This is a genomic window from Verrucomicrobiia bacterium (assembly GCA_035946615.1).
Classification (GTDB): Bacteria; Verrucomicrobiota; Verrucomicrobiia; order Limisphaerales; family UBA8199; genus DASYZB01.
This window is the reverse complement of record DASYZB010000075.1, coordinates 1-24896: the sequence shown is the minus strand read 5'-3', so window position 1 is coordinate 24896 and position 24896 is coordinate 1. Positions and strand designations below refer to the sequence as shown.

Below are 24896 nucleotides of genomic sequence, written 5' to 3'. Positions count from 1 at the left end.
TAGACTTTGGCCTTGGGAAACTTCTGCGCTGCCGCGGCCAGGTGATGCTGATGCACATCGCATAAGGCAACGACGTTTTGCGTGGCGGCCCCGGCAAAATGGTCCCGCGCACGGTGACCCGTGGCGATCAGAGCCAGGTTGAGCTTGTTGCTGGGCGCGTCGGCCCCGAACAGTTTCAGGCGGGGCAGGATCAGCGCCGAGGTGCCGGCAAAGGCTGCCGATTTGAGGAACTGGCGTCTTTTCATAAGCGAGATATCCTAAGGAGGTTTTTGCCCCCGGCGGCAGGTTGCGGTAACTGCACATCAGGCGCTTGCATGCACTCAGTTTCTCTTCGACACGTAAAAAACTCAAGCAGGAATCGGCCGGAGTGAGATTTCTCCGAAAAAGTTCGCGCATTGAACGCTTGAACCGATCGAGAGCGCTTTCCCCTCTCCCTTTGGGAGAGGGGTTGGGGAGAGGGGAATTTCCTTTTTCCTCCCGCCGTTTCATGGAAAGGGGGATTTCTTTTTCCAACTGAATCGATACTGCGTGGGTGGACGCAAGCCCCAGCCCAACCCGCGGTCTAGTCCTGGCGCTCTTGGTCCTTTGGCTGGCCATCTTTGTTTGCGCCCGAAAAAGGTTCCCGAATTCCGCCAGAAGCGGTATGGTCGGCCCATGGCCAACACCTACGCCCACACGTGGGGGCGTTTCTCCAGAGGCGCGACGGCATCTGTGCTCGCGAGGTGCGTTCTTCTATGCGCGCTGGGATTGCCCGCTGCGGCAAGGGCAGCCACACCCAAACCCAATTTCATCATCATTCTGGCCGATGATATGGGCTACGGGGACATCGGGCCGTTCGGCTCGACCAAAAACCGCACGCCGAACCTGGACCGCCTGGCGCGTGAAGGCATTCGCTTGACCAGTTTCTATGCCGCGCCGGTTTGCACGCCTTCCCGGGCGCAGATTCTTACCGGGTGCTACGCCAAACGTGTTTCGCTGCCTAATGTGCTCTCGCCGGCCGCCCCCATCGGCCTGAACTCACACGAACATTGCATCGCCGAATTGCTCAAGCGGCAGGGCTACGCCACCATTGCCATTGGTAAGTGGCACGTCGGAGATGCCCCTGAGTTCCTGCCGACTCACCACGGATTCGACAGTTATTTCGGGCTGCCGTACTCCAACGACATGGGCGGGCCGACTAATCTGGCCAAAGCCAGACGCCGGCGCCGTCCTCCGCTCCCGCTGGTCGTCAATGACACCGTTTCTGAAACGGTCACGCCCGAGGGCCAAAACCGTCTCACCGAGCGTTACACCGCCCAAGCAGTCCGATTCGTGCGTGAACATAAGGACAGCCCCTTCTTTCTCTATTTGCCGCACACCGCCGTGCACGTGCCGATTCATCCCGGCGACAAGTTCCGCGGCCGCTCGCCCTACGGTCTTTACAATGATTGGGTCGAAGAAGTGGATTGGAGCGTGGGCCAGGTTGTCGATACCGTGCGCGAGCTGGGCCTGGCCGAGCGCACTCTGGTCATCTTCACCAGCGACAACGGTCCGTGGCTGACGCAGGGGACTAACGCGGGAACAGCCGGCCCCTTGCGCGGTGGTAAGGGCGGCACCTACGAAGGAGGCGTGCGCGAGCCGACCATCGCCTGGTGGCCCGGCAAAATTGCTGCAGGCACCAGCAGCGACGCTATCGCCGCCAATTTCGATTTGCTGCCGACCTTCGTGAATCTCGCCGGCGGCAAGCTGCCCACTGACAATAAAATCGATGGTGAAGACCTCTCGCCGCTTTTGTTGGGCCGCACCAGCAAATCGCCGCACCAGGCGCATTTTTATTTCGCGGGCAACGCACTCCAGGCGGTCCGCTCGGGTTCGTGGAAGCTGGCGGTTGCGCCCCAGAGCGAAGGATTGGGCAAACCGGCTCCCAGGAAGGCCGGCTTTACGCCGACGCTCTACAACCTGGATTCCGATATTGGCGAGCGCCATGATGTGGCGGCGTTGCATCCCGATGTCGTTAAGGAACTGGAAGGGTTCGTTGCCAAAATGGACGCCGACCTTGGCCTGACCAAACTGGGACCGGGCGTGCGTCCACCTGGGCGTGTCGCCCATCCGGTAGGCCTTTGGCTCCCAGGCCAGGCGCCCACTCCGGACGAACTGGCCGCCCATTATGATTTAAGTGAGCTGTCCAAGCTCGAGATCGGCGACACCCTTGGCCCGGATGAAGCCCCCCAGATTGGCGGCAAGCCCCTGACTATTTCCGCCGAAGTCCAGCCCGAATCTTCTGAAGGAGTGATCGTCGCACAGGGCGGCAGTTTGATTGGTTATGCCCTTCACCTCCACGGAGGCAAACCGGTGCTTACCGTTCGGATAGCGGGCGAGGTTACTTCCATTGCGGCGCCGGAAAAACCGGCTGGCCGGTTTCGGGTCCAAGCGCGCCTCGAACGCGGTGGCGTACTGAGTCTTGCGGTCAATGACAAGACCGTAGCCGCCGGCAAAGCCCCCGGCGTCATTCCCGCCCAACCCCATGAGGATTTCTGCGTCGGCTTCGATAATGGCCGGCCAGTGGGAGATTACGACGGCAAGCTCCACTTCCTGGGGAGCATCTCCGAACTGAAGGTGGCAACGGAGTAATCAGCGGCGAGGCCCAGCCGAATTCCGCCCGAGGGCGCACGCGCTACTCCTCGGAGGGACGAGCTCCTGCAAGTCCCAAATCTCCTTCACAATTCAGACCCTCGAGTGAGTTCACCCGCGCAGCGTACAAAACAATTCGCGTGCCAAAAAGCAATTTCTATCAATTCAATTGGTGAAGGGCGCGAGTCCTCTGGCGCTTTGGGGAGGCGCTAAATGGCTCGAATAAATGGCCTTGACATATTAAGCCACACCCATACTATGGATGCCTTAGGGTGCGGAAGCCGCCAGTCGCATGAAAATGTCCTTGGTCCTCCACATGATGGTGGGATTCGGTGCGCTCACCGCGGGAAGCTTGGGCTATGCGCAGAGTTTGGGCGAAGCGGTCGATGCCCCAAATCTCACCTGGAGCACCGGGGGTGGAGGGCCCTGGCTGGTCGAAACAAATCTCGCTCATGACGGACAATCCGCCGCCACCAGCACGAGTATCAGCGCGGGCCAACAGAACTGGATTCAAACCACAGTAGATGGCCCCACGTCGGTAGATTTTTGGTGGAAGGTCTCTTCCGGACCGTCAGGCAGCACTCTGACCTTTTCGATTGGTGGCAGCGGGCAAACCACAATTACGGGTGAAGTGGATTGGCAGCAGCATAACTTTTATGTTCCCCCAGGCCCTCAGGCTCTTCGCTGGTCATACGTTCAAAACTCATTCTATATCTATGCGCAGAACCAAGGGTGGTTGGACCAGGTAACGCTCTCTGACCCCACCGCGCCAGGCATTTTCATTCAGCCCACAAATCAGACCGTATCGGCTGGAAGTGATGTTTTTTTATCTGCTCTGGCCTCAGGAACCGAGCCCTTTGCATTTCAGTGGCAGGCAAACGGCACAAACTTGCCCAGCGAAACACAGGCAAAGCTCTCGCTGCCTGATGTCCAAAGCGGGAGTGCTGGACCTTATGATGTGACGGTGACCAGTCAGTTTGGGTCCGTCACCAGTGCGGTAGCGACACTGACTGTACTGTCTTCTCTGCCCGCTTTTACGCAGCAACCCCTTTCGCAGACAACGCTCGTTGGTTCCAACGCCGTGTTCACGGCAGCAGCAAAGGGCTCCGAACCAATCGGCTGGCAATGGTTTCTGAATGGTTCCTCCGTAGCGGGAGCAACCAACAGTCGGCTTTCCTTAACTAATACCCAAATTTCGGATACTGGCGACTACACAGCCGTTGCCACAAATCAGGTCGGAGCCACTACGAGCCTGGTCGCGACTCTTACTTTGGTCTTAGCTCCAACTATCACCAACCAACCCTCTTCTCAAGGTGCGCCCTTGGGCTCGACAATTGCCTTCACTGCCGCTGCCTTTGGCTCCGGGTCGCTTAATTGGCAATGGTACTTCGAAGGGAGCGCTCTGCCCGGGGCAACCTTGGCAAACCTCTCTATCACCAATGTGCAACCACTCGATTTTGGTGATTTCTGGGCGGTGGTGACGAACAGCTACGGCGCAGCCACCAGTGCTGTCGTTACATTGAGTTTCTCCCCGGTCCTGTGTTGGGGCCTCAGCACTCCGTATGCCCAAACCACTGTGCCGCCAACGGCGACAAACGTCTCTACCTTGGCCGCCGGCGACGAGCATTGCATCGCCTTGCGGGCGGATCGAACAGTCGTGGCTTGGGGCGCAACGTATCTGGGCCTTACGAACGTGCCACCGGATTTAACTAATGCCGTAGGCATCGCAGCCGGAAGCGCCCACAGCCTGGCCGTTCGTGACGACGGCACGGTTGTGCTCTGGGGAAGCATCATTGGTGGAGACAAGACCGTGCCACCAACAGCCACAAATATTGTGGCTCAAGCGTTGGGCGCCGGGGCGCGACATGCCTTGAGCTTGCGCGCCGACGGCACGGTGCTGGAGTGGGGAAACACGAATTACGGTCTGCCCAACATCCCTCTTGGGGCCACCAACGTCGTGAGTGTGGCGGCGGGCGCCTTTCATAGCCTTGCGTTGCGCGCCGATGGAACCGTCGTCGCCTGGGGGGATAATACGCACAACCAGACCGCAGTACCCCCAAATGCCAGCAATATCGTTGCTATTGCAGCCGGTTGGTATCACAACTTGGCCCTTCGCGCCGACGGCACCGTGGTTCAATGGGGATTTGGCCTTGCTCCTTTTCCGGGGAGTCCGCCGCCAGGCGCGACCAATATTACGCTGTTCGCGTGTGGCGGCAATAATTGCCTGGCTCTGCGCGCGGACGGTAAATTGTTTGCTTGGGGCGACAACTCGAATGGGCAGAGCGTGGTGCCTCCTTGGGCGACAAACCTGGTCGCCCTTGCCGGTGGAAGCTACAACAGTCTGGCGCTGGTCGGGGATGGGCCGCCCGTCATAACCAGCCCTCTGCTCAATCGCTCAATCCTGGCAGGCAACACCGCTTACCTGCGAGCAACTGCAATTGGTGCGACTCCGCTGGGCTTTCAATGGCAGTTCAACGGAATGAATCTGCCTGGCGCAACGAATGCCCTGCTGGCCGTGTCGAATGCGCAACTGGCCCAAACTGGCAGTTACTCGGTTACAGTGAGCAATGCCTTGGGAATTACGACAAGCCCGGCCTGCGTGCTGACAGTCCTTCCTCGGGAAGCGCTTATTGTCACCGATTCCCTCGCCTTAACCAATGGTCAACTCGGCTTTACAGCGGACGGCCCGGCTGGCCTCATTTGGAAAGTCCAAACCTCTACGAATTTAGCCGACTGGACCGACCTTGCTGCATTAACAAACATCACCGGCACGATGAGGTTCACAGACCCGGCCACAAATGTTGTGAGGCGGTTTTATCGGCTGAGGCTGGTATATTAAGGGTGTGCTGCTTCGGGAAAAGTGGAAAAAGTCACAAAACAAGCCATCTCCCGACCGTTACTTCGCAGGAGACTCGGGGGTATCATTCCCAATTGCTGGTCATTGCGAGAGCGTATTTTAAGATTTGACCATGTGCATAACGTGGCATAAACTGCTTCTATGCGACGACACAACATCACCCTCTCCGAACCGGTGAGCGAGATGGTTCAGGCACAGGTCAAGCAGGGGCGCTACAAGGATTTCTCCGCCGCCCTGCAGGATGCCGCTTGGAATTACTTCTATGGCCCGCCGAGCCCTTTTGAGGAGTATGGTGTAACTGCCGCAGAGGTGGAACGCGCGGCGCAGCGTGATCTGGTTGCCATTCGCAAGGCGCGGACCGCCGGGAGGCTCAAGCCTTGGATGCCAGGGCGATGATCTACTCACAGCCGAGTTTTGAGCGCCGCTACAAGAAGCTTTCTCCAGAGGATCAGTCGCGGGTGGACGGCGCCGTGGCTCGGTTCGAGCAGTCGGTTGGCCGACCGCACCGCCATGGAGGCATCGGTCTTCGGCCACTTGGCCGTTACTTGGAATTTCGCGCCGGGTTGGACCTGCGAATCCTGGCGCTGGCCGAGAGCGGAGATTTTTTTCTCGTCTTCGTGGGGGGCCACGAGGAGGTCCGCGCCTACGTGAGAAACAACGCCTAAACGGGTCACGAGAAAGGATGCGAACCCCCAGCATTTCCTGTACATCCGAGCGAATTGTTCAAAGCCGAGACGGACAACCGTCCCTTTGGCTTCCGCATCTGTCCCTCCTCCTGCTCCCGCTTCGATGTTCGACGTTGAGCGTCCGATGTTCAAGATTGGCTTTGCGTTAGACCGCCGCTTTATGGCACAAGAAGGCCATGTTAAACTAGCGGGCGCATCCAATTTAGCTCCTGCCGTTTCGCAACCCTATGAACTGGTATTATGTCGATGACGGGCAGCAAGCGGGGCCTGTGGACGATTCGCAATTGGCCGAACTGGTCCGCAGCGGGAAGATACAGGCGGAGGGCCTGGTGTGGCACGAAGGGATGGGGGCCTGGGCGCCCTATCGCGAAGTGGCGCCACCGGGCAACGACCCCGGAACTCCACCTCTAATCGGCGCGCCGCCGCCCCAAGGCGGGGCGGTGCTTTGCAGCCAATGTGGCCGCTCGTTTGCCCTCAATGAGGTCATCCGCTACGCAGACAAATTTGTATGCGCCGAGTGCAAGCCGCTATTTTTTCAGCGGGTCAGAGAAGGCGCTGTTCTTGGGCCCGGCGGATTGAACGGGACGGCGACTGACGCGGACGTACTGGGCAGGGATTATGAAGTGGATATTGGCGGGAGCCTGTCCCGGGCGTGGGAGGTGTTCAAAGCCAATGCAGGGATTCTTATAGGCGGTTCGGTGCTGGTTTACATGGCCCTGTTCGCAATCAACATTGTGCCGTACCTCAATGTGCCCTTAGCTTTGGTTTTCAGCGGACCGCTGATGGGAGGTTTATGGCTGCTGTACATTCGCGCGATGCGCAGCCAATCGCTCGACATCGGCACGGCCTTTGGCGGATTCGGACCTCGGTTTTGGCAACTGACCCTCACGCAGCTCATTCCGGGTTTGATAGTCATGGGGACTATCGCGCTGGTCGTGTTTGTCGCCATAATCATGGGCGTGACGATGGCTACCAGGCGTCCGTTGCAGACAGGTTTTCCCATTTCTTTTCCCCATTTTGTTGTTCCTCTTGTCATTGTGGGCGTCATCGCATTCGGGGTGATTACTTACCTGAACGTTTGCTGGTTATTCGCCCTGCCCCTGGCTGCGGATAAAGGGCTCAAGTTCTGGCCGGCGCTCGAATTAAGCCGGCGTGTGGTTAATAAACATTGGTGGATGACCTTCGTTCTGGCGCTGCTCCTTGGCTTCCTGATAATAGCCGGAGTGATGGCGTGCGGGCTGGGGCTGCTGCTCACCGGCCCCCTGGCTTTTGCGATGCTGGCGGCTCACTACGAAAAAGTCTTCGGCGATCTAGTTCCAAGCCCGAACTGACCCTCTGATGCTAGAGCCTGGTTTACTGACCTGCACCCGCTGCGGGACGGCCTTGCCGCAAAACACCACGGGCCTGCCCAGCCTGGCCCCCTGCCCCGTCTGCGGAGCGGAGTTGCAGTGGCTGGTGTTCCCGGCTTTAGGCCGTTCGGCAAAGACCGGCGCGGCTCCCCAATCTCTTTTTGAGGCAGGCGAGGCGGCCTGTTTTTATCACGGGGACAAGCGCGCTGTGGTTCCATGCGGGGCCTGTGGAAGATTTCTGTGCTCCCTTTGCGACATCGAACTTGAAGGCCGGCACCTCTGCCCGGCCTGTGTTGAAGCCGCCGGCAAAAAAGGGCATATCCAGTCGCTGGAAAGGCGCCGCATCCGCTACGACCAAGTTGTTTGGTCACTACTGATCCTGCCATTGCCTTTCTGCATGCTGCTGGCTCCATTAACGGCCACAGCCGCCATTGTGCTGAGCGTGATAAAGTGGCGCGCCTCTCCCAGCCGGGTCGCGAATACTCGCCTGCGATTGGCTTTGGGCGTGCTTGTCGCCTTGGCCGAACTGGGCGTCACAGCCCTGTTTTGGGGCAAAACATTTTATCGATTTTGAAAATGCTGCAAAAAGACCCTGCCTATCGGCGGTTAGGCGCAGGAGGCCACGGGGCATTCGGCTCGGCAAGCTACTGGGCTGGAACAGACCACTTGCTCGTTGTTGTCACAGCCGGCTATGAGGAAAGCTATCGGCGCTTTTTGTTTTCGGATGTCCAAGCTCTGATTGCGCGCAAGACGCGCCTCCATTACGTCTGGGGATTCGCGAGCGCAGCATTGGCAATCGGATGCCTCCTTATCTGCCTCAGCATCCTCAATAGCCAGCCCTTTGGCAGCTTGAGCGCGGCATCCTGGACCGCTCTCGGAATCCTGGCGGGCATTGCGCTCATTTTCATCGTCCTGGTCCTGATTAACTGGTGGCTTGGCCCGGCCTGCCTCTGCCATCTGCGCACTGCCGTCCAATTGGTGGCCCTGCCGCACCTGACGCGCTGGCGCAAGGCGCAAAAGCTGATGGCGGAATTGGCGCCGCTGATTATGGAGAGCCAAAGCGGAAAGCAGAAAGCAGAAAGCAGAAATGTCTAAAATCGCATGTTTTGAAAATGGTCGGCTCCCCCTCGACCAGCACGAGAACGAGGACGATTCCGGCAATTTTCTTTCCGATTTCAGCTTTCTGCTAGTCGCCGGGTTCCCGGGGGTATCGGATTGGGTCTTTTACCCGCGTTGCAGGTCCAAGGAATTGGTGGATGTTTTGATTGAGAGAAAATAGCGGAGCCGCATTGAGTCAGGCGCGGGTGGCGGCATCGGCGCCGTAACAGAAGAAAGGAAAGGGCTTTGAATCCTCCTTACCGTTTAATCGAACGTTGCCTGCTCAGGGAGCGAATAGCCGATCTGAGCTTGAATGATAGCCGGCAGGTCGAAGCCGCTTTGGCCTGGATCGAGCTGGGCAATCCCCAGGAGGCCGAGACCGAGCTGCAATCAATTTCGGTCCACTGCCGGAATCATCCCCGGGTATTTCGCGCCCGCTATCTCATCCACGAAGCGCGCGGTGAATGGGAACGGGCCGCCGCAATTGCCCGCATTATCCGCGAACGCTTCCCACGCAGCTCCTACGGGTTCAATCAATTGGCCTATGCCTTGCACCAACTCCAGCGTACGGAGGAGGCCTACAATGTCCTGCTGCCGGCTGCCATACGGTTCCCTAAGGAAGACTCGATTCCTTATAACCTTGCCTGTTACTCCTGCCGCCTAGGCAATATCGAGGTGGCTTGGACCTGGCTTCAAAAAGCAGTTGAACTCGCCGGAACCGAACAAATCAAGACCCAAGCAATGTCTGACCCGGACCTGGAACGGCTCTGGCCCCGCATCTCCGAATGGTAAAGGCGCCATGTAAACGTTGACACCGGCTGCCGGATTCTGGGACTTTCGCAACCCAATGCCGTTGCGCGTCCTGATCATCCCCGATAAGTTCAAGGGCACTTTGCGGGCTGAAACCGCAGCCGCAGCGCTTGCCAAAGGCTGGGGTCGGGTGCGCCCCGAAGATACACTGGACTTGCTTCCGATGAGCGATGGCGGCGAGGGATTTGGAGCGATTGCCGGCAGGCTGCTTGGGGCTAAAACTCAAAAGACAAAAACCGTAGATGCGGCGCATCGGCCATGCATGGCAGAATGGCACTGGGCGCCGGAGAGCAAAACTGCTGTCATCGAGACGGCGCGAGTCGTTGGTCTGGCAATGTTGCCGCGGGGGCGATTTCATCCTTTTGCTCTCGATTCGTTTGGCCTGGGAGCGTTGATCGAAGCAGGCGCCAGAAAGGGAGCTTCAAAATGCCTGATAGGCATTGGCGGCAGCGCTACTAATGATGCAGGTTTTGGCCTCGCCCGCGCCCTGGGCTGGACCTTTTTAGACCGAGCCAATGAAGAGATAACCCAATGGACTGGCCTGGCGCGCCTCGAACAAATTCACGCGAGAGGCCGGAGGAGCTGGTTCAAGGAACTGCTCGTGGCGGTGGATGTGTTCAATCCGTTACTCGGTCTTCGAGGCGCCACGCGGGTTTATGGGCCTCAAAAGGGATTGCAGGAAGAGGAGTTCGAACTCGCAGAAGGCTGTTTGAGCCGTTTGGCCTCCGTTGTGAGGCGGGATTTGAGCCGAGATTTGACGCAAATTGCCGGGGCCGGGGCCGCAGGGGGACTGGGCTTTGGCCTGGCGGCGTTTGCCGGGGCACGATTGGAGTCTGGATTCGACTTGTTCAGCCGGTTTGCCGGTTTGGAAAAGCGCCTGGGCCGGGCCGACCTGGTTCTGACTGGCGAGGGGGCTATCGACAACTCGACTGCCATGGGGAAAGGTGTGGGAACAATCGCCCGACGCTGCCGCCGTCTAAGGATTCCCTGTATTGGGCTGGCAGGGACGCTCATTCCGGGGCCGGGGCTGAGCCTCTTCACGAGCACTTACGGCCTGACCGATTGGACTACTTCTGAGACGGCCAGAAAGCAAGCAGCGCATTGGGTGGAGAGGGTTGCCTCACGGATTGCCGAAGATTTCACACAGAAGCCAATAACCCAAACCAAGAGGTTCTCAACCAAAGTATTTCCATGAGAATAGTTGTCCTGGATGGATTCACGCTGAACCCGGGAGACCTGAGTTGGGATGAACTCAAGACGCTCGGGCCTTGTGAGGTTTACGAACGCACCGCCCCGCCTGACATCCTGGTCCGTGCCGCAGGCGCCGAGGTCCTCCTCACCAATAAGGTCCCACTCACCGCCGGCATTATCGCGCAACTTCCCGGTTTGAAATACATTGGCGTGCTGGCCACTGGAACCAACGTTGTGGACCTCGCGGCGGCTCGCCAGCGCCGCATCGTGGTCACCAATGTCCCGGCTTACAGCACGGCCTCAGTTGCCCAAGCCGTTTTCGCGCTCTTGCTGGAATGGACCCACCATGCCGGCCATCATTCTCAAAGCGTTCACGAGGGAGGCTGGACGCGCGCCCAGGATTTTTGTTACTGGGATTTCCCGCTCATCGAACTGGCGGGCCTGGCGATGGGCATTGCCGGTTTTGGCCGTATCGGGCGCGCAGTGGCCGAACGAGCGGTCGCATTTGAGATGAAGGTGCTGGTCTACGTGCCGACCGCCCGGCCCCTGCCTCCATTCGCGCAGGCTGTGGACCTGGAAACCCTGTTTCGCCAAAGCGATGTCCTCAGTCTGCATTGTCCGCTGACCGAGCAAACGCGCCACCTCATCAATGGCCGGAGCCTCTCGTGGATGAAACCCACGGCCTTTCTCCTCAATACCAGCCGCGGCGGCCTTGTGGATGAGCCAGCGCTGGCCCAGGCGCTGGACACGGGCCGCATAGCCGGCGCGGGCTTGGACGTTCTCTCGACCGAACCGCCCGAGGCGAGCAACCCACTTTTGAGGGCTCGCAATTGCTTCATCACACCGCATTTCGCATGGGCCACCGGGGCGGCCCGGACGCGGTTGATGCGGGTTGCGGTTGAGAATGTGGCCGCGTTTCTGAAAGGCAAGCCGCAGAACGTGGTGAACGATTTTAAGGTATAGGACCTTTGAGAGAGGATTTCGGCGCGCGCAATTTCGGGCCCCGCGGCCCGCAAATGTGTATGGCTATTCTATTGGGACCGCACTACTATCCGCTGGCTTTATGCAGTTGATTCGAGACATCTATGCTGCCAGGCGCCCCGGCGACCGGCCTGTCATTTCGTTCGAGTTCTTCCCTCCGAAAACTGACGAGGGTGAGCGCGCCTTGCTGGAAAAGACCATCCCGGCTCTGCTGCAAGCTAAACCGGACTATTGCTCGGTGACCTACGGGGCTGGCGGCAGCACGCGCGCAAAGACCCTGATGATTGTCGATAGCATCCAGCGGCACCATGGCCTGACTGCCGTGGCGCACCTGACCTGCGTCTGCGCCACGCGCGAGGAAATCCGAGCCCTGCTTGGTCAAATCAGGGAGCTGGGCGTGCGGAACGTGCTCGCTTTACGCGGCGACCCGCCTGGCGGAGGCGAGTTCAACCTTACCCCGGGCGGTTTCGAGTATTCCAGCGACCTGGTTCGGTTTATCCGCGAGCAGGACGGTTTCTGCGTTGGGGTGGCCGGCTTCCCCGAGGGGCATATCGCGTGCAAGGAAGGCAAGCACATCGATTGGGGCCATTTAAAGACCAAGATCGATGCCGGCGCGGACTTCGTGATTACTCAACTGTTCTTTGATAACAGCGACTATTACGAGTTCCGGGAGCACATGGGCCGCAAGCATGGCGTGAAGATTCCCCTGGTGCCCGGCATCGTCCCAATCCTCAGCGCGTCGCAGATCAAGCGTTTCACCGCGATGTGTGGGGCGCGGATTCCACCGCCGCTGGCCGTCAAGCTGGACCTGCTCGGAGACAACGACCAAGCGGTCGCCGAGTTCGGAATCGAATACGCCACAAAGCAGTGCGAGGATTTGCTGCGAAACGGCGCGCCCGGCATTCACTTCTATACGCTTAACAAGGCGCCTTCAACCGTGGGTATCGTGAAGAACCTGGGTTTGGCCTAGGCAGTCCAAGACGCTGGCGCGCCATCAGGCAGCCGTCCGCGCGAAGTTACACCGGTATATCATGCACCGCGGCAGGGTTCGTAAAAAGCAATTCCTTCATCACAGCGGCGGCGGCATCGAATTTACCGTAGAGACTGGAATATCGATCACTAACAAGCTCGGCCAGCGCGTCCGCTATCCCCAGGCGCATCGAAACGTATTTGGCAACTACCATCTCGACGAACCGCGCGTCGGTAAAGCCGCAGGCAATCGAGACCAACGGCCCCATGCTGAGTTGGTCGCGCACCATGCGGGCGATCTTGTGGCGCCGGAAATAATGCCACCAGGGACCTGCAGAGACGTTGCCGACCTGTTTGGCGGCGTTAGCCATGTCGTTGTAGAGCAACTCGTGGGCGGAGATGTACTCGAAATGGATATGCGGATAACGCCGCCAGACGGGATACTCGTCTTGAGGAAGGTTCGGAATGTACTCGGGCAGGGACTGAATTTCCCTTGCCCAATCCATGAAGTGGCGCGCACCGCCGCAAAGCTGGAGGCAAACCCCGAAGCGTGAGCCGGCGCTCTTGCGTTCTTTGCCGATGTCGTTCAGGGCCTCGAGCATGGCTTCAGCCACGCACGCCAGCGCCTGTTTGCGCGTCTCTCCATCCAACTGCGTGCGGTGATGCGCGATGGCCCAGTCCACCGTCGCCTTCGAATAGGGGCGGCTGAAGCGCCAGTCCTGGGCCTGGAAACCATCGACATAAAGAATCCGGCTGTGCGGATTAGTTCTTGGGCTGCGAAGAATTCTCCAGAAAAAATCGCGCGTCGCCTCCTGGAGTGTAGCCACGTTTTTGATCTCGCACTCAAAATATTCTTCCAGATGTACCAGATATTTCTCCGCCTCGAATTTGTGTCCTTGAGTGAACAATCCAAAGTCGGTGGCGCGTTCCGGCCAAAAGAAACCATTAAAGTCGAACATATTCCATGCCTCGGGATGAGTGCAGTAGGAGAGATCGACGTCCTTGGGGCGCACGGGCGGCGTCAGGGGCACACGGTCGCGGTTTTCGATGCTGGTGACGTAAGCCCGCACGTTATGTTCCCGGAGAACTCTTGCCGCAAACTCCGGGTCGTGGCGCTCGGCAGCAATCGCATCCGCGACCATGTTGAAATGACGCGGCTCCAGCGGATCGATGTCCTTGGGCACGCCTTTATACAGGCGGAACATGTAACGCAGCCATTCGGCGTACTCGGAATAGCGGCTGGATTGAAGCTGCTCCATAAGGAATTTGCCGGCAGCGCGCCGCTCGCGGTCTGTATTCGAGCCGATCTTTTTCAGGGCGTCATCCAACCGGTTGCCGGCGCCTTCGACGATCTGGGCGAACCAGGAGTAAAACAGGCCGTGCGCGGCATCGGTCATCGTGCGGCGAACCAGCCGCCCGCGCCGAATGCCCTCGGCCACCACGTTCTTGGGCGGGCGGTTGACCGCCGCTTGAGTGCCGGCGAGATTGCCGGCTGCGAGTTTTTTGTTGAAACGGGTCAGGTCGTCCTGGACATGGGTATGAGCGTCGATAACCGGGGTGGCCATCGCCAGTTCCTGGAGTTTCAAGCGAATCTCGTTCGTATTCATAGGCGCTTAATGGTGTGCTGCTGTATGACCGCGTTGCATGAAAGGTTCCAGGAGCGCTTCGTAGCGCGGCAAGCCCACGGCTCCGCCGACATGCCGGATGCAGGCTGCGGCGGCGGCGGCGCCGGCTTGGGCGGCTTGGAAATCGTCCAAACCGTTTGCCAATCCCGCAATAAACCCGGCATTGAAGCAATCCCCTGCGCCGGTGGTATCCACAATCTCGGTCGCACAGGAGGGCACTTGGAGCGTCCCGCTGTCGTTGAGCACCAGGCACCCATCCCGGCCAAGCTTCAATACCACGCGCCGTGCGCCCTTGTCCCGGAGCATTGCGGCCATGGCATGCGGCTCTAATCCGGGATACATCACCAGCATGTCATCGAAGCTGGGAAGCACCACATCGCATTGCGGCAGGGCCGCTTCAAAGACCTTTCGGTCTGGCCCCAGGCCATAACATTCATCCAAGAGTGTCACGATCCCTTGCCTGCGAGCGCCTGCCAGAAGCTCAGGGGCGCCAGGGTCGAGTTGCGGAAGAACAAACATGTCCTGATACAGAAGAAACCTGCAGCCATAGACATCGTGCAGACGCAGGTCCCTCGGGCAAAAACTCAGGTTGCACCCCGGTGTATGGATAAACGACCGGTCTCCATCGGGATGGATGCCGACGAAGGTAAACGGTGTGGTCTGGGTCTTGGAGGTTCGAACGTTCCGGACATCCACGCCGCTCCTGCGGAGTTCTTTGCGCAAAAAAGCGCCATTGATATCCTGGCCGACCTTGGAAAACACCGCCACCGAAATGCCCAGTTGGCCCAGGGCGGCGCCTGTATTGGCTGCGCCGCCACCGGGCATAAAACGGATCGATTGGGTGTTAATCTGAGTCCTGATCCTGGGCGCCGGGTATTGCGTGAGCGGCCCGCTTAAAGCATCGACAACCAGGACCCCTATGCAATGGACCGTTGCCATAGCCGCATGGTTCAGGCTGCCTTTCCAGCCGCGCCAGAGAGCTGAATCCACCGCTCCACGACTTGTGCCATGGCCTGCTTGGTGGCGCCAAGGGCCGTGGGCAACCAACTGTTGTTTCCGTTTTGATGCTGCAGGGCATAGGTGTCGCGGAAGGCCTTGCACAGTTCGCTGGCGATGTTGATTTTCGCCATGCCCAACCCCACAGCGCGGCGGATGTAGTCGGGTTGAGTGCCTGAACCGCCATGAAGCACCAAGGGCACCCCGACAAGATTCCGGATTTGTTCCAAACGCGCGAAGTCAAAGATCGGAAGGCGGGTATAAATCCCGTGAGCGTTGCCGATGGAAACCGCCAAGGCATCGACCCCGGTCATTTCTGCATACCGCGCCGCATCTGCGGGTTCTGTGAGCGTCGAGGCATCGCCACCTTCCACGGTTGCGCTATCGACTTTCCCAACCGAGCCGATCTCCCCCTCGACGGTAATTCCTTTTGGCCGCGCGATAGCCACAACCGCCTTGAGGGCCGAGACGTTCTCGGTGAACGGGCGGGTGGAATAATCCAGCATCACCGAGGTATAGCCCGCTTCAATGCAGGTCTTAACCAATTCGAGTGAGTCGCCGTGGTCCAGGTGCAGGGCCGCAGGCACGCCATACTTCTCAACGAGGGTTCGCGCAATCCGCCCCAACGTATCGGGAGGGTTTAGCGGGAATTCTCCTGGACCACTCATGAGAATCACTGGCGCGCGCAACTCGGTCGCCACCTGCAGGACCGTTTCCGCCACCTCGGCGTTCCAGGCGCAAAATGAAGGCACCGCATAACCGGCTTTCCAGGCCGGCTGCAGCAATTCATGCATCGGCACCAGCTTCATAGAGTTCTTGTGGCAAGCTCGAAACTCCAGTCCCGGTTCGGCTGGCACGGGGGCTCAACCAAGGTCTGGCCGCTCATTTCGGGTGGTTGGAACATTTACCCAACGCTTAGCGGATTCAGTCCAGCGCGGCAAGAAGCGAAATCATGAGAGCTTGACTACCAACCGGAGCTGCGGCAGAATTAGGGAAGTTTACAGCAGCTATGAAAAACACAAAACCTAAGAAACAGTGGCGCAAACCTGAAGTCAAAGTGGTCCGGGTTTGTTGCGAGTGCACCGCTTACGTGACGGAAATCTGAGTTTTCCAATCTGCCGCGGGAGGTCCGCCATTCGCGTTCTTCTGTTAGGAACGGCCGCGGGGGGAGGACTCCCCCAATGGAACTGCGCTTGCCCCAACTGTCACGCAGCCAGGGGCGGCAAAATTCCGCGACGCACACAATCTTCGGTGGCCGTCACTGACGGCGCCGGGCATTGGTTCCTGGTGAATGCCTCGCCGGACCTGCCCAGCCAGATCGAGACGCATCCCGATCTTCAGCCCGCCGGCGGGTCTTCCCGAAATTCACCAATTGCCGGCGTTCTTCTCACAAACGCGGATTTAGACCACGCACTTGGCCTCTTTTCATTGCGAGAAGGAAGCCGCATCGAGATTTATGCGCCCAGAGCAGTCCGTGAAACGCTCATCACTCATCTCAACCTGGCAGCAATCCTGGAGTCCTTTTGCGGCATTTCCTGGCACGAACCGCCGAAGACCGGCTTTGCGCCTTTGGGCCCGGAAGGGGCGCCCACGACTGGCTTGCTGTATCGTGCCATCGAATTGCCAGGAACTCCGCCGCCCTTCGCCAAAGCAGCCCCTGGCGCCCACAGTGTGGCATATCAATTCACCGATTCACGGACCGGAGGCCGCCTGTTGGTGGCGCCCGATGTGGCCGGCCTGAATGAGCCCCTGTTGCGTGCCCTCTCGAATTCAGACATCATCCTCTTTGACGGGACATTCTGGTCCGGTGACGAACTGGCGGGCGTGAAGCCGCAAGCGCCGAAGGCAACGGAAATGGGACACGTTACCATCAAGGATTGCAGCCTCGAACTGCTGCGCAATCTGACTGCCCGGCAAAAGATATTGATTCACATCAACAACACCAATCCGGTGCTCGCCCCCGAATCACCGGAACGCGCAGTGGCCGAGGCTGCGGGAATCACAATCGGCGCGGACGGCCTGGATTTCGAATTATGAGCAACGTTCCCTGGAACCGAAGGGCTTTCACTGCGAGGTTGCGGCAGGTGGGCGGCTCGGCATATCACGACAAACACCCGTTTCATGTTCTGATGAATTCGGGCAAGCTGGGCCGTGAACCGCTGCGCAGGTGGGTTGCCAACCGGTTCTATTACCAGCGCAACATCCCCATTAAGGATGCCGCTATTGTCTTCAACTGCCCCATCCGCGAGGTCCGCCGAAGCTGGCTCCATCGCATCATCGACCACGATGGGACTGGGGGCGACGAGGGCGGCATCGGCGCCTGGCTGAGGCTGGGCCAGGCCTGCGGACTGTCTCGCTCCGCTTTGCTCGATAATCGAATGGTGCTCCCGGGAGTCCGGTTTGCCGTCGATGCTTATGTCAACTTCGCCCGCTCCCAACCCTGGCCCGTTGCGGTGGCATCATCGCTTACCGAGTTGTTCGCTCCGGACCTGATGGCTAAAAGACTCGCAGCCTTTGAACGTTTTTATCTCTGGATCAGTCCGGTTGGGTTACAATATTTCAAGAAGCGGCTGACGCAGGCGCCCCGGGATTCCCGTGAAGCCCTCAAGTTGACTTTGACCTACTGCACAACCCGCCAGATGCAGGAAGCGGCTGTTGCTGCGCTGCGGTTCAAGTGTGACGTGCTCTGGGCCATGCTGGACGCAATTGCTCTTGCCGGCGCGAAAACCCATTTCGAGATTGTTCCGCGTATTCCGCGGTTCAAAAAAATTCTTTAGACGAAGTCTTGGGCGCCGTGGGGTCTTGCCTCGGCGTTCAGTCCATGTAATCATGGCACCGTGCAGTTTATTAACCCAGGGGGAGTCGAATTTGGCAATGGTTGATGAGCAATCCCGTCCGGCGCTGGCTCGTGGTGTGCGCCTCCAAACCGATGCTAAGAGCGGCGAGCCTGTGTTGTTGTTTCCCGAGGGAATCCTGTATCTAAGCGAGACAGCACAGCAAATAGTGGCTCGATGTGATGGCCGTTCAACCGCCGAAGCTATCATCGCTTCGCTGGCCGTCGAATACGAGGTCGATCGCGCCACTCTGCGCGAGGACGTGTTTGAGTGCCTGGTCGATCTCTACGAGCGCAAATTACTGGTGTTTTAGCGTGAACTATCGCCCCTACCTTTTATTGGCAGAACTGACGCATCGCTGTCCGCTGCATTGCCCGTACTGCTCCAACCCGACTAACGCAACAGAAGGAGTCGAGTTGGGCACTCAGGAATGGCGCCGTGTCATGCGTGAAGCTGCCGAACTGGGGGCCCTGCATGTTGGCTTCTCGGGCGGTGAACCGCTCCAACGCGGCGACTTGGTCGAGTTGGTGGCCGCCGCTCGCGCGGCCGGGCTCTACTCCAATCTCATCACCAGCGCCCTCGGGTTGAACCGCGCCCGCGCCGAGGCTTTGAAAAACACGGGCCTTGATACGATCCAGATTAGCTTTCAATCGGATGCGGCTGCGCTGGGGGATGGGATAGCCGGCACAACGGCGCACGAGAAGAAACTGGCTGCCGCGCGGATGGTTCGCGACCTGGGTCTGCCGCTGACGATTAACGTCGTGCTGCACCGCGCCAACATTGGCCGGGTCCAGCAGTTGATTGCCCTGGCCGAGGACCTGGAGGCCGAGCGCCTCGAGTTGGCAAATACGCAGTATTATGGTTGGGCCTTCCGGAACCGGGCGGCCTTGTTGCCGACGCGGGCGCAGATCGAGCAGGCTACAGAAGCTGTCCACGCGGCAAAGAAAAGGCTGGCAGGCAAACTGGATATTTTGTTTGTGGCGCCCGATTACTACGCCGAACGCCCCAAACCCTGCATGAACGGTTGGGGACGCCGATACCTGACGGTTAATCCCGCAGGCGATGTGCTCCCTTGCCCTACCGCCGCAGAAATCCCGGGCCTGCGCTTTGCTAATGTTCGCAAGCACGCCCTGGAATGGATTTGGAACCAGTCGGAGGCCTTCAATCGCTTTCGCGGCACGGAATGGATGCCCGACCCGTGCCGCGCGTGCGAGTTCCGCGAAATCGACTTTGGCGGATGCCGTTGCCAGGCTGCTTTGATAACCGGCAACCCCGCCGCGACTGACCCAGCCTGCTCCCTTTCGCCGGATCGGGAGAAACTAACGAATTTCGTTACCGCGCTCCAACAGCCTTTCCAGGAGAGCACGGCCGGCAAATTCGATTTTGCGGGCGTTGTCTTTCGCCAAAATCCGCCCAGAAGCAAAGATGAAACCATTGATAAACGCAGATGAACTCAGACTTAGACTTTTTCTGCCTTTATTTTTCCGGCTCCCGAGCGCGCAACTGCTTTTACAGGAACGTTCATTTTTTCGCCTTCATGCTTGGTTGGCTCTGGGTCGCCCGACCTGCCCACGCGCAACCCGCACCGGTGCAAGGGCAGATTTCGGCTGAACCTGCCACCCGTGGGCCTGCTGCCTGGCCCCTCGTTAGCAATGGCAAGTCGCATGGATCGATCCTAGCGGGGGACAATCCCGGCGAACTGACCCGCCGCGCCGTCTCCGAATTGCAGCGCTACATTGCCAAAATCTCGGGTGCGCAATTGCCACTGCTGAGCCAGGCGACGGTTGGCGCTCAGCCTGCCGGTGAGACATTGGTCGTCTTGGGAACTGCGGCGCAAAATGAAATCCTGAGTGAAATGCTTCAGAGCGGCGTCGTCAGCACAAGCGGTCTCAAGCCTGAAGGCTATGCCCTCAAGAGCGTGACTTGGAAGGGACACCCGGCGATGGTCATCGTCGGCGCGGATGAACCCGGCGTGCTTTATGGGAGTTACGAATTGCTCGAACAACTGGGCATCACGTTCCGATTGACCGGAGACATCGTGCCGCAACGGCGCGACAAGCTCGTGTTGCCGAGCCTCGACATGAAGAAATCGCCGGCATTCCCGCGCCGCGGGTTTCTGTTCGCCTCGAATTTCGATAATGCCTCGGCCTTTTCATGGCCGGACTACGAGCAGTTCCTGGATCAGATGGCCCGGATGAAGTGCAATTATCTGCAATTTTGGTGGTTCGCTTTCGAGCCCTGGCTGCAATACGCCTATAAGGGCGAAACCAACCGGTCCGGGGATGTTTCCAGTAAAGAGAGCGGCTATCAGAATTGGACGTATGGCGGGTTCGGCTCGCGAACGATCGACGATGTCTCGATTGGGCGCGAGCATTTCGAAGGGCGCCAACGCCTCGCTCCCCTTGAATTGCAACACGTCGAGACGCCTGGCGAGGCCTATAGCATCTGCCGGGACTTGCTGCGCCGCATCATCGCCTATGCCGCACAGCGGAACATCAAAGTCTGGCCCGTCATCGAACTGGCTTCGTTACCACCCAACCTCGCGCGCCATGCTGAAATGGTCGGCGATACTCCGTTCAATTACATTTTCGGGAGCTTCGTACATCCCCTGGACCCAGTCACCCGCGAGATTCAACTCAGCCGCCTTAAAGCCCTTGCCGAGACCTACCCCCAGGCGGAAGGGTTTTTCCTCAACTTCGCCGAGCTTTACCCCGACCTGCTGAAGCCCAAGTACGCCAATTTCTTTCGGCAACAGCGCCCTCGGTTTGAAGAACTGCGCGCGCTGGCCCTGCCTTGGAGTTCAACCCTGGCCAACATATATTCAGTCGATATCGACCAGGTGGTGGACTCCAATATCGGTTACTTCGACCTGTTCACTTACCTGCTCAAACAGCGCGACCAGGTCCTTCCCGGGCTGCGGATGGGGCTCATGACGACTGGCCGAGGCTACGCTTTGCCCCTGTTCAACAAGTGGCTCCCGTCGGACATCCCGTTCGCTTCGCTTGAGTCCAGCGGCGTCTGGACACGCGACGGCGTGCCGATGCGATACTTTGGCAACATGGGCCAGCGCGAGCGCATCCTCCAACCGCGCGTGGATGACGACTTCGACATGCTCGGCATGCAGTTCAGCGTCGGCCAGTATGCCCGGAAGGACCGCATCTTTGTCGATGGCGTCAAGTACGGCCTCTCGGGTGTTGCCGGGCAAATCGAACGAGCGCGGGGCACGGAATTCAACAGCAGCTTTCTTGCGCGCGCGTCGTGGGAACCCGGCCTGACGCCGGAAGAATTTTATCGCGACTCGTCCGAGCGCATCTTCGGCCAGGACGCCGCGCCGGAAATGTACCAGGCCTTTCTGAAGCTGGAGGCGAACCAGGCTTATCTTGATTATTACGAATACGACGGCGGTTATGGCGTTCTGCCATGCTGCGGCGGCGTTCGCGAGGTCAGCGCTGCCTATGCTTATTGGCAACAGCGCAACATTTATGACGGCCCGGTCATGCATTCCTGGAAGGCGCGCATCGACAACTCCACCGATGCGATAACGCACCATGAGCGGTCGATCGCGCTGCTCAACCAGGCCCTGGACCATCTCCAGGCGGCCACCACGAATGTCGCGCCTAGAGGACGCTACGAGCTGAATTATCTCATCAACCGCACCGAAGTTCTGCGCGATGTCTTTGCCGCCCTCAATGATTTCCGGCGCGGCATGGTCCAGTTCGACGACGCCTTCGTTCACCGCAAGGAGATGGAGCACGACGCGTTCGTCGCCGAGTTGACGGCGAGCCTGGACACCCTTCGGCGGAGTCACGACCAACTCGAAGGGGCGACGCGCCACTACAGCCAGATCGTCGATCACGTCTCCGATCTCGCCGTGCTCTATCACCTGAACGCCCGGGTGCTGTTGGGGACTGAGATGGCCATCTCCCTGCTCGAGAACGTAGCCGATTACCACCGCGGCCAACCCTACCTTCACAAAGTCCCATTCGACCATCTCTACCCTCCGCGCCCTGACATGGGCGCCCAAGAATAGGCAGGCCCGGTACAATGAGTCAGTCTATTTTTCGCTTTTTGTTAGCCGGGGCATTTCTGCCCGCCTTCTTGGGTTCTCTGTTCCTGAGCGGAATCCGACTTGAAGCAGGACCAGCCCGCACCTTTAACGTGCGAGACTACGGCGCCACGGGACGAAAGGAGGACAACGCTCGGCCATCCGTCCAAAAGGCTATCGATGCCTGCGCGGCTGCCGGGGGCGGCACGGTTCTGATACCGCCCGGTCTCTATACATCCGGCACCCTGCGTCTGCGCAGCCATATTCGGGTCGAATTGGCGGAGGGCGCGACGCTCTATGCCTCGACAGATGCCAAGGCCTACGACTGCGGTCCCATTGTCTCGAAGGCCGCCTTGTTCTACGGCGAAGACTTGGAAGACGTCAGCTTCGGCGGGAGGGGAATCGTCGATGGCCAGGCCCAATACGACTGGCGGCCAGATGATTTCGAGCAGAATTTCGAACACAAAAAGTTGATGCAAGGGTTGGGCAAGTCGCTGATGCGCTCCTTTCCTAAAGATTTCCCGAACCGCCAGATTTACCCGCACCTGGTATGGCTGGGGCGCTGCAACAATATTCGGTTCAACGGCCTGAACTTCCTACACGCACCCATTTGGACCTTTGCGTTGTATGCCTGCCGCAATGCCACCTTCGACGGCCTCTATATTTATAGCAGCTTAAAGGAGGCGGTGTGGGCCGATGGCATCGACCTGGACGGCTGCCAAAATGTTTCCATCGCCAACTGCTCCATTGAGACCGGCGATGACTGTGTCGCCCTGGTCTCTGCCACCAACTGGGGACCTGCCTTGGTTTGCGAGAATATCTCGGTGACCAACTGCCGGCTTTCCTCGGCATCCGCGGGGATCAAATTCAGCGAGGGCAATATTGCCGGCATTCAGAATATCCAGGTTACCCACAGCCTGTTTAATAACGTCAACCGCGGCTTTGCCTTGATCACGGCGCTGGGCGGCTCGATCAGCAATGTCCTCCTCTCCGATCTGACTATTGACTGCAGCCGGTTCGATTGGTTTTGGGCAGGCGATGCCCAGCCATTCTATTGCCGCAGCTTCCGGCTGAGCGAACTCGACCCGTCGCTTCCCAAATCAAAGGACCCGCCTCCAGCGCCGATCCTCCAACTCACCCTTCGCAACATCGTTGCTCATGCCAAGGGTTCCTCGCTCTTTTACGGCCATTCGGAACGCTGGCTCGACGGCATCACCCTTGAAAACGTCAAGCTGTTCGTCTCGACGGACCCAACTGCGCCCTATGATCGAGCTGAACACGTCCTGGATTTTCGCCGCATCACAAACCTCAAATTGAAAGATGTCGAGGTCGTGTGGGAGAAACCGTTTCTGTTTTCATGGAAAAGCGCATTGAACTTCGAAGACATCCACGGCCTGGACATCGACGGCTTCACTACCGGGCCGGCCCGGTCACAGTCAGATGTGCCAATCATCGCCCTGCGGCAGGTCTCCGGAGCGATGATTCGTCATGCCCGGGCGGCCAAGGGGACGGACATCTTCATCGACATCGCCGGGCCTGCAAGCCACAATATTCGATTCCAAAACAATGACCTCAATCGCGCCAAGGTTCCCTTCCATCTCGCAAAGGACCTGCCATGGGAAGCGGTAGAAAGGCTGGATAACCGCTGAACAAATCAGAATAGTAAAGGTCAAACCCCCTGGATGAAACTGCGCGGGGTGATGGCCATGATTCTGGGCCTTTTAGTTGTTTTGGCTCTCACAAGGTTTACAATCAATCCCACCCCCTCCCCAATCCTATGGAAAGTATCCATTAAAGACATTACCGGTGATGAATTGGCGGTGGGCCAGGACGGGACTGTTTATCAGAGAGGCTTTCGCGTACTTCGGTCGTACGATGTAACCGGGAAACTCCGTTGGGCCTCGCCTGCGGGAATCTGGATCGATTCGGCGCCAGTCATCGGAAAGGACGGGACAATCTATGTGCGCGAATCGGCCTACGGGCTCTTAGGGGTGAATTCAGGTGTTTTGGCCTTGCGCTCCGACGGTGCTGTCAAATGGCGGTTCCCGATTAAAAATATCAATGAACATGACTGGGGGGCGGCTTTCTCCTTGGACGAGCGGGACACGATCTATTTTTCCGTTGGCAACGGTTTTTTCAGTCCGAAAAGTCTTTTTGCGGTCAATAAAGAGGGCCAGGAGGTATGGCATTTTGATTCCAAAAATAACATGACCGCTCCAGTGGGGATTTCCGGTGATGGCTCCGTTTTGTTCGGGTCTTCCGACGGTACCAATACATCGCTCCTCCGATTTGATTCGCATGGCAGCCTCAAACGGCTATTGGAACAAAAAGCCGCCGAGATGGGCTTATGTTTATCATTCTCTCAGGACTGGGAAGGCGTCATTTATGTTCCAGGGGGTAAGGGCTCCACGATGCTTGCGTTCGAGCCGGATGGGTCCTTGAAATGGTGCTTCAGCAGTTCATTCCGTGCTTATTCGGCGCCCACGATTGGTCCTGATGGCAGTTTGTTCTTTACGGCCGCTAACTCGGGCCAAGAGTTTCTCGTCGCGCTTGCCAGACAGGGGCAATTAAAGTGGAAGTACCGCCTGGGCGCCCACTGGAATCTGACCCCCCCCGCTATCGCTTCCGATGGAACAGTTTTCGTCGTGTCCTCCGATCCCAAGGTGACCGCTCTGAACCCGAATGGAACCGTGCGGTGGATTTTCGTAACTACTCAGGTCGAAATTGAGCCGGCGAAGGGGTGGATGAGGAGCGTGAAGATTTTTTCATTTTGTACGGGACTCCGGATTTTTCCTCTGTCATCCTGTCGGCGTGCTGGGAACCGAGATTATTCAGGGCCGCCGGA

General features: G+C 58.6%; 23 protein-coding genes. 19 read left to right on the top strand and 4 right to left on the bottom strand.

The genetic code is table 11. The features are described 5' to 3' along the window. Positions 1–245, bottom strand: a 245-nt coding sequence (locus VG146_11570; GenBank protein HEV2392987.1) for a gfo/Idh/MocA family oxidoreductase, incomplete at its 3' end; no start/stop codon positions are given. A gap of 466 nt (positions 246–711) precedes the next feature. On the opposite strand from VG146_11570, the gene VG146_11565 reads away from it, so the two are divergent. The 12 genes from VG146_11565 (at position 712) to metF (ending at position 12552) form a co-directional block, all read left to right on the top strand. Beyond that, entirely contained in the window at positions 712–2610 is a 1899-nt protein-coding gene (locus VG146_11565) for a sulfatase-like hydrolase/transferase (GenBank protein HEV2392986.1), read from the top strand. Positions 2611–2902: 292 nt separating this feature from the next. Then, positions 2903–5449 (top strand): immunoglobulin domain-containing protein, encoded by a 2547-nt coding sequence (locus VG146_11560; GenBank protein ID HEV2392985.1) that lies wholly within the window; start codon positions 2903–2905, stop codon positions 5447–5449. 159 nt (positions 5450–5608) lie between these two features. Further along, a complete protein-coding gene (locus VG146_11555) occupies positions 5609–5863 on the top strand; it encodes a hypothetical protein (GenBank protein HEV2392984.1) in 255 nt (84 codons plus the stop codon). Further along, positions 5860–6132 (top strand): hypothetical protein, encoded by a 273-nt coding sequence (locus tag VG146_11550; protein ID HEV2392983.1) that lies wholly within the window; start codon positions 5860–5862, stop codon positions 6130–6132. The genes VG146_11555 and VG146_11550 overlap by 4 nt, the downstream gene beginning before the upstream one ends. A 248-nt stretch (positions 6133–6380) precedes the next feature. Then, positions 6381–7484 carry a GYF domain-containing protein gene (locus tag VG146_11545; protein ID HEV2392982.1) on the top strand — a complete coding sequence of 368 codons (1104 nt, stop codon included), beginning with the start codon at positions 6381–6383 and terminating at the stop codon, positions 7482–7484. A gap of 7 nt (positions 7485–7491) precedes the next feature. Continuing rightward, positions 7492–8076 carry a hypothetical protein gene (locus tag VG146_11540; GenBank protein HEV2392981.1) on the top strand — a complete coding sequence of 195 codons (585 nt, stop codon included), beginning with the start codon at positions 7492–7494 and terminating at the stop codon, positions 8074–8076. Positions 8077–8078: 2 nt separating this feature from the next. Further along, positions 8079–8597, top strand: a complete 519-nt coding sequence (locus VG146_11535) for a hypothetical protein (GenBank protein ID HEV2392980.1) — start codon at positions 8079–8081, stop codon at positions 8595–8597. After that, the gene (locus VG146_11530; GenBank protein HEV2392979.1) at positions 8590–8781 is read left to right on the top strand and encodes a hypothetical protein; all 192 of its coding nucleotides are present in this window, start codon (positions 8590–8592) and stop codon (positions 8779–8781) included. The genes VG146_11535 and VG146_11530 overlap by 8 nt, the downstream gene beginning before the upstream one ends. 65 nt (positions 8782–8846) lie before the next feature. Then, positions 8847–9392, top strand: coding sequence for a tetratricopeptide repeat protein (locus VG146_11525; GenBank protein HEV2392978.1), 546 nt, complete (start codon positions 8847–8849; stop codon positions 9390–9392). A 16-nt stretch (positions 9393–9408) separates the two neighbouring features. Beyond that, positions 9409–10605, top strand: coding sequence for a glycerate kinase (locus tag VG146_11520; GenBank protein ID HEV2392977.1), 1197 nt, complete (start codon positions 9409–9411; stop codon positions 10603–10605). Continuing rightward, positions 10602–11564 (top strand): D-2-hydroxyacid dehydrogenase, encoded by a 963-nt coding sequence (locus tag VG146_11515; protein HEV2392976.1) that lies wholly within the window; start codon positions 10602–10604, stop codon positions 11562–11564. The genes VG146_11520 and VG146_11515 overlap by 4 nt, the downstream gene beginning before the upstream one ends. A gap of 100 nt (positions 11565–11664) precedes the next feature. Beyond that, entirely contained in the window at positions 11665–12552 is an 888-nt protein-coding gene (gene metF / locus VG146_11510) for a methylenetetrahydrofolate reductase [NAD(P)H] (protein ID HEV2392975.1), read from the top strand. A 46-nt stretch (positions 12553–12598) separates the two neighbouring features. On the opposite strand, the gene VG146_11505 is transcribed toward metF, so the two are convergent. The 3 genes from VG146_11505 to VG146_11495 are packed head-to-tail and all read right to left on the bottom strand — an operon-like array spanning position 12599 to position 15981. Next, positions 12599–14158: a hypothetical protein gene (locus VG146_11505; GenBank protein HEV2392974.1), complete on the bottom strand. Its 1560-nt coding sequence runs from the start codon at positions 14156–14158 to the stop codon at positions 12599–12601. A 6-nt stretch (positions 14159–14164) separates the two neighbouring features. Continuing rightward, entirely contained in the window at positions 14165–15115 is a 951-nt protein-coding gene (locus VG146_11500) for a carbohydrate kinase family protein (protein HEV2392973.1), read from the bottom strand. Between the two features lie 11 nt (positions 15116–15126). Continuing rightward, the gene (locus VG146_11495) at positions 15127–15981 is read right to left on the bottom strand and encodes a class II fructose-bisphosphate aldolase (GenBank protein ID HEV2392972.1); all 855 of its coding nucleotides are present in this window, start codon (positions 15979–15981) and stop codon (positions 15127–15129) included. Positions 15982–16249: 268 nt separating this feature from the next. Between VG146_11495 and pqqB the strand changes: the two genes are divergently transcribed. The 7 genes from pqqB to VG146_11460 all read left to right on the top strand — a co-directional run. Continuing rightward, a complete protein-coding gene (gene pqqB / locus VG146_11490) occupies positions 16250–17209 on the top strand; it encodes a pyrroloquinoline quinone biosynthesis protein PqqB (GenBank protein HEV2392971.1) in 960 nt (319 codons plus the stop codon). After that, positions 17206–17949, top strand: coding sequence for a pyrroloquinoline-quinone synthase PqqC (pqqC, locus tag VG146_11485; GenBank protein ID HEV2392970.1), 744 nt, complete (start codon positions 17206–17208; stop codon positions 17947–17949). The genes pqqB and pqqC overlap by 4 nt, the downstream gene beginning before the upstream one ends. Before the next feature lie 52 nt (positions 17950–18001). Next, positions 18002–18319 carry a pyrroloquinoline quinone biosynthesis peptide chaperone PqqD gene (pqqD, locus tag VG146_11480; protein HEV2392969.1) on the top strand — a complete coding sequence of 106 codons (318 nt, stop codon included), beginning with the start codon at positions 18002–18004 and terminating at the stop codon, positions 18317–18319. A gap of 1 nt (position 18320) precedes the next feature. Next, positions 18321–19457 (top strand): pyrroloquinoline quinone biosynthesis protein PqqE, encoded by a 1137-nt coding sequence (gene pqqE, locus VG146_11475; GenBank protein ID HEV2392968.1) that lies wholly within the window; start codon positions 18321–18323, stop codon positions 19455–19457. Then, entirely contained in the window at positions 19454–22036 is a 2583-nt protein-coding gene (locus VG146_11470; protein HEV2392967.1) for an alpha-glucuronidase family glycosyl hydrolase, read from the top strand. The genes pqqE and VG146_11470 overlap by 4 nt, the downstream gene beginning before the upstream one ends. Before the next feature lie 14 nt (positions 22037–22050). After that, positions 22051–23700 carry a glycosyl hydrolase family 28 protein gene (locus tag VG146_11465; GenBank protein ID HEV2392966.1) on the top strand — a complete coding sequence of 550 codons (1650 nt, stop codon included), beginning with the start codon at positions 22051–22053 and terminating at the stop codon, positions 23698–23700. Positions 23701–23733: 33 nt separating this feature from the next. Next, positions 23734–24896 (top strand): PQQ-binding-like beta-propeller repeat protein (locus VG146_11460; protein HEV2392965.1); only part of this gene is annotated, 1163 nt, incomplete at its 3' end.